Origin of the sequence: Halorubrum sp. CBA1125, from assembly GCF_009742825.1 — an archaeon.
Classification (GTDB): domain Archaea; phylum Halobacteriota; class Halobacteria; order Halobacteriales; family Haloferacaceae; genus Halorubrum.
The window spans coordinates 1-4,307 of sequence record NZ_WPCE01000221.1 but is presented as its reverse complement, the minus strand read 5'-3'; the positions used below and the strand labels follow the sequence as shown (position 1 = coordinate 4,307).

Annotated in this window: 6 protein-coding genes and 2 pseudogenes; 1 reads left to right on the top strand and 7 read right to left on the bottom strand. The window is 68.4% G+C overall.

Annotated elements, in window-relative coordinates; all coding sequences use genetic code 11:
* The coding region (locus GJ633_RS14500; protein ID WP_197431361.1) for an enoyl-CoA hydratase-related protein at nucleotides 1-292 on the bottom strand (292 nt) is incomplete at its 3' end.
* Between the two features lie 94 nt (nucleotides 293-386).
* Complete coding sequence (locus tag GJ633_RS14495) at nucleotides 387-608, bottom strand: hypothetical protein (protein ID WP_321169106.1); 222 nt, start codon at nucleotides 606-608, stop codon at nucleotides 387-389.
* A 198-nt stretch (nucleotides 609-806) separates the two neighbouring features.
* Between GJ633_RS14495 and aroC the strand changes: the two genes are divergently transcribed.
* Entirely contained in the window at nucleotides 807-1,994 is a 1,188-nt protein-coding gene (aroC, locus tag GJ633_RS14490) for a chorismate synthase (RefSeq protein WP_156589377.1), read from the top strand.
* A 38-nt stretch (nucleotides 1,995-2,032) separates the two neighbouring features.
* On the opposite strand, the gene GJ633_RS14485 is transcribed toward aroC, so the two are convergent.
* The 5 genes and pseudogenes from GJ633_RS14485 to GJ633_RS17295 all read right to left on the bottom strand — a co-directional run.
* Nucleotides 2,033-2,521: a nucleic acid-binding protein gene (locus GJ633_RS14485; protein WP_321169105.1), complete on the bottom strand. Its 489-nt coding sequence runs from the start codon at nucleotides 2,519-2,521 to the stop codon at nucleotides 2,033-2,035.
* The gene (locus GJ633_RS14480) at nucleotides 2,518-2,868 is read right to left on the bottom strand and encodes a hypothetical protein (RefSeq protein ID WP_231741373.1); all 351 of its coding nucleotides are present in this window, start codon (nucleotides 2,866-2,868) and stop codon (nucleotides 2,518-2,520) included. Before GJ633_RS14480 ends, GJ633_RS14485 begins: the two co-directional genes overlap by 4 nt.
* Nucleotides 2,850-3,059, bottom strand: a complete 210-nt coding sequence (locus GJ633_RS14475; RefSeq protein WP_321169104.1) for a hypothetical protein — start codon at nucleotides 3,057-3,059, stop codon at nucleotides 2,850-2,852. The genes GJ633_RS14480 and GJ633_RS14475 overlap by 19 nt, the downstream gene beginning before the upstream one ends.
* A 103-nt stretch (nucleotides 3,060-3,162) precedes the next feature.
* Nucleotides 3,163-3,974: pseudogene (locus GJ633_RS14470) on the bottom strand (ZIP family metal transporter).
* Between the two features lie 105 nt (nucleotides 3,975-4,079).
* Nucleotides 4,080-4,307 (bottom strand): annotated as a pseudogene (locus GJ633_RS17295) (TIGR04206 family protein); the annotation flags it as partial.

Genomic DNA, 4,307 nt, shown 5'->3' with positions numbered 1-4,307 from the left:
GCGCCGGGAACGTCTCGATCGCGCGGGCGACGCGGTGGCCGAGCTCCGCGTACGCCTGTGCCTCCGGCGTCGACAGCTCGGCCATGTAGCTGATATCCGCGCCCGCGGCGAACGCTTCGTCGCCGGCGCCGGCGAGAACGAGGACGCGCGCGTCGGCCGCCTCGGCCTCCACGAGTGCCGCCTCGATCGCTTCGAGCGTGTCCACGGTGAGCGCGTTGAGCCGGTCCGGGCGGTCGATCGTCAGGGTGGCGACGTCCGCGTCAATGTCGAGCGTGATCGTCTCCCACGTCATACATGGACCTCACCCGGCGAGGTGAAAACGGTTCGCCACCCGGCGGCGACCGCCGTTCGCACCTCGATGAGCGCGTCGCCGCGACCGCCCGGCGCTACACGTCCTCGCGGTCGTCGATCCCGGTGTAGATCCCCCACGCGGTGGCGTACACGCCGACGAAGAGCAGGTAGCCGACGACGAGTCCGGCGAGCTGACGGTCGCCGAGCCCGCCGGGGAGCGTCCGCGAGAGGATCGTCAGGGCGACGACGAACACGACGAGCGAGAACAGCCCGGAGAGGACGTACACGCCCAGATCGCTGGTGAGACGGTCGCGCACGGTTCGAGGTGACGGGGGCGACCGATAAACCACCACCGGTCTCGGCAGCGTTCGGCGCCGTCCTGCGGCTCCTCTCGTGGACTCACACCAGTCGCCATCGCGAGTATCCTCACATCCGTCGCCACCTCGTCGCCGTCGCGCCCGGCAGTCGGTCGCGGGGATTGCAACCCCTATATGCCCCCGGCTACACGTGGGGGTATGAACGGCAACCGGTTCGGTCGGCTCTTCCAGGTGACGACCTACGGCGAGAGCCACGGCGACGCGATGGGCGTGACGGTCTCGGGCGTGCCCGCGGGCGTCGAGCTCGACGAGGAGGCGATCCAGGCGCAGCTCGACCGGCGCAAGCCGGGCCAGTCGATGATAACCACCTCCCGCGGCGAGCCCGACGAGGTGCGGGTGAACTCCGGCGTCCAGGACGGCTACACGACGGGCACGCCGATCGGGATGGTGATCCAGAACAAGGACGCTCGCTCGGGCAAGTACGAGCCGTACGTCACGGCGCCACGACCCTCCCACGGCGACTACACCTACTCCGCGAAGTTCGGCACGCGCAACTGGGGCGGCGGCGGGCGCTCCTCGGCGCGCGAGACGGTGAACTGGGTCGCAGCCGGCGCGGTCGCCGAGCAGGTGCTCGACGCGTCCGACTACGACGTGGAGATCAAAGCCCACGTCAACCGCATCGGCGACGTGGCGGCCGGCGACGTGAGCTTCGAGCAGATCCTCGAACACAGCGAGGAGAACGACGTGCGGTGTGCGGACCCCGAGACGGCCGCGGAGATGCAGGAGCTGATCGAAGAGTACCAGGAGCGCGGCGACTCCATCGGCGGCTCCATCTACTTCGAGTGTCGGGGGGTCCCGCGCGGGCTCGGCGCCCCGCGGTTCGACGGCTTCCCCGCCCGGCTGGGGCAGGCGATGTTCTCGATCCCGGCCACCACGGCCGTCGAGTTCGGGCTCGGCAAGGGGGCGAGCGAGGTCACCGGCAGCGAGCGCAACGAGGACTGGACGTTCGACGACGGCGAATCCTTCGACCACGTAGTGAGCGAGGAGGGCGACCCGGTCCCCGTCGGCAACGACCACGGCGGGCTCCAGGGCGGGATCACCACGGGCGAGCCGATCTACGGCGAGGCGACGTGGCACGCGCCCACCTCGATCCCGAAGAAGCAGCGGTCCGCCGACTGGGAGACGGGCGAGGAGAAGGAGATCCAGGTCGTCGGCCGCCACGACCCCGTGCTCCCGCCGCGGGCGGTCCCCGTCGTCGAGGCGATGTTGTACTGCACCGTCCTCGACTTCATGCTGCTCGCCGGCCGGATCAACCCCGACCGCGTGGACGGGACTCCGGGCGAGTACGACACCGACTACCACCCGAGCAGTCCGCGGAACGAGTAGTTGGCGAGGCCCAGTTCGGTACAATACCCAAAACAGGCTTATTCGCTCCTCTCTCGTTGTGTGTTGTCCAACAATTCGATGCCACGCTCGATCACCGCGTCAGTCACAAACAGACTCGTCTCTCGCTGAAGCGATCGCATGAGCGTAGCTGCCTCGTCGGCGTCGAGGAATCCACGGGCGTGCGCGAGAGCGATGATACCGATCGAACCGTGTACGTCAACTCCGTCGTTCGAAGCCGACTCTCGGGCCGCGAGGTCATCGGTTAGCAGGACGACATCGCGTTCTTTTGCAACCGCTATCGCGGCGCTTTCCCCGGCGTCCAGGTCAACGGTCCCCTTTTGCTCATCGTCGACATCGACGAGTTCGTACGAGACGTTATCGAGGCCGCTCGGAACGTCACCTGCCTCGATCTCAGCATACACCGTCTGTGGAATGAGAAGAACGTCAAACAGTGAGAGTCGTTCCAGCGAGTCGATCTCAGCGAGATGGATGAGTGGTCCAGCGTCCGAGACGGCCGCGAGCGTCACGCGTTCAGTCCCCAGTCGACGTCCTCCTCGACGATCTGCTGTTCTCGTTCCGCGCGTTCGACTTTCGTTCGTCCCACGTGCTCGATCGCTTCCTCACGGTCGATCTTCCCGCCGAGATATCGCTTCAGAACCAGATCCTCCCACAGCGTCTCGAGACCCCGCTCAAGGGCCCGTTCAAAGACCTCGGACTCTGGAAGATCGGTGGCTTCTGCGATCTCCCGAACGCGGTCAGATATCTCTGCGGCCATGGTGACGAATTGCTCGGCTACATTCTTAAATGCACGCTGGGTGGCCCCGATCGCCCCCAGACGGCGAAGTGAGACGGATCCTATTCTCCCGGCGACCACTCGCAGGCGTTCCCCGCGGTGAGGTCGTTCTCTTCGACGTGCGCCGCGAGGCAGGCGTAGTTACAGAAGTACGCGGGCGAGCCGCAGTCGTCCTCGCAGTCGCGCACGCAGATCGGGTCGTGCTCGAAGATCCGCGACTCACAGTAGGCGCACGTCTCTTCGGACGCGGGCGTCGACACGGTCGTGGACACGACCGAGACTACGCGTCGCGTCGGCGAAAGCGTTTCGCGGCCGTGTGTCCGAGATACATGTCTGTCGGGGACCAGCCGCGGACGGGACCTGCACGCCGAGGCGTCAGATCGCGACGACCGCGTCGACGACGACCAGGAGCACGAACCCGACGAGGAACGCCGCGGTCGCCGCGTCGGCGTGGCCGTGGCCGTGCGAGGAGGGGATGAGCTCCCGGAAGACGACCGCGAGCATCGCGCCCGCGGCGAACCCGGAGGCGACGGGGAACAGTCCGGTCGCGACCGAGACGAGCAGGAAACCGAAGACGGACGCGACGACCTGGGGGACGACTCCCGAGAGCGTGGTGTACCAGATAACCCGGAGATTCGACATCCCGATCTCCGCCATCGGCACCGCGAACGCGAACCCGTCGGGCACGTTCTGGAGCCCGATCACGACCGCCAGCACCAGCGCCACCTCCTCTAATCCCGACGCGAACGCGACACCGATCGCCAACCCCTCGGGCGCGTTGTGAGGGTGATCGCGCTGCCGATGAGCAGCGCCTTCCGGACGGTGACCTCCCGGTCAGGATCGGCGGCGAGGTCGCCGAGGCCCGACGCGTCGTCCGCGGTCGCGCCGCCCTCGGGTCGCCACGCGCGGTACTGCGCGTGGAGGTGTGGGAGCACGTAGTTCCCGCCGAGAAGTCCCGCGCCGCCGACGAGCAGCCCGGCCATCACCGCGGCGAGCGTTCCCTCCTCCATCCCCGGGAGGATCAGTCCGAAGACGCTCGCGGCGACCATCAGGCCGGCCGCGAGCCCGAGCGCCGCGTCGTAGATTCGGTGGGTGACCCGGGCGCGCACGAACACGGGGAGCGCCCCGAGTCCGGTCGCGACGCCGGCCACGCTGCTGACGACCACTACCCCGGACAGGTCGGTCATGGACCTCGATTCCGGGGCCGAATACATAAATGGAAACGGCCTCGGCGACGGTCGCTCTGGTGCGACGGCGACGCCGTCTCGTCACGGGGACGTCCCGCGTCACGCTCACCGCTCGACCACGCCGCGGAGGTCACGACCGTACGCGACGGCAGCGAGCGTGAGCGCCGCGAGCGGTCCTACCGGGAGGACGGCGAGCAGCCCGCGGTGGTTCCCACCCCGAACCGCACCCCGACGCCGGTGCCGACCCACAGCGTCGCGGCCGCCGCCAGCACGAGTAACCCGCCGGTGACGCGGCGGTCTTCCCGGCCCAGCGCGACGCCCGCGCTCGAGCTG

Bases quoted from the DNA above. Each gene is read 5' to 3' on its own strand.
- aroC (WP_156589377.1), top strand. From the start codon at position 807: ATGAACGGCAACCGGTTCGGTCGGCTCTTCCAGGTGACGACCTACGGC.